Genomic DNA, 730 nt, shown 5'->3' with positions numbered 1-730 from the left:
GGTGCCGGGTGCCCAGCCCTGCTGCGCGGGGACGCCGACCGCGGGCTGCGAGGCGTCCTGCCAGCCGGCCGACGGCGCCTCAGCGACCCCGGCCACGGCCTGCGGGGCCGCATCGGCGGAAACCGCGGCCTGCTGCTGCCAGCCGGCCGAAGGCTGCCCGGCAGGATCCGCGGCAGGCTGCTGCCGACCAGCCCCGGTCTGCGGAGCGGCATCGGCGGAGGCCACGGGCTGCTGCCAGCCGGCCGAAGGCTGTCCGGCGGGGTCTGCGGCGGGCTGCCGCCAACCGGCCCCGGTCGGCGGGGCGGCATCGGCGGAGGCCACGGGCTGCTCCCAGCCGGCCGAAGACTGTCCGGCGGGGTCCGCAGCGGGCTGCTGCCAGCCGGCCGAAGGCTGTCCGGCGGGGTCTGCGGCGGGCTGCCGCCAACCGGCCCCGGCCTGCGGAGCAGCATCGGCGGAGGCCGCAGGCTGCTCCCAGCCGGCCGAAGACTGCGCGGCGGGGTCCCTGGCGGGTTGCCACCCGCCCGACGACTGCCCGGCAGGGTCCGCGCCGGACTGCCGCCAACCAGCCCCGGCCTGCGGAGCGGCATCGGCGGCGGCCACGGGCTGCTCCCAGCCGGCCGGAGACTGTCCGGCGGGGTCCCTGGCGGGTTGCCACCCGCCCGACGACTGCCCGGCAGGGTCCGCGATGGGCTGCTGCCAGCCGGCCCCGGCCTGCGGAGCGGCGCCGGCG

General features: G+C 80.5%; 1 pseudogene. It reads right to left on the bottom strand.

What is annotated here, in order from left to right:
• Positions 1-321 (bottom strand): annotated as a pseudogene (locus GPJ59_RS36690) (hypothetical protein); the annotation flags it as partial.
• Between the last annotated feature and the right edge of the window lie 409 nt (positions 322-730).

Source organism: Streptomyces bambusae (assembly GCF_019400985.1).
In the GTDB taxonomy this organism is placed as follows: domain Bacteria; phylum Actinomycetota; class Actinomycetes; order Streptomycetales; family Streptomycetaceae; genus Streptomyces; species Streptomyces bambusae_A.
Note: the sequence above shows the minus strand (reverse complement) of the source record. Positions and strands in the feature narration are given on the sequence as shown.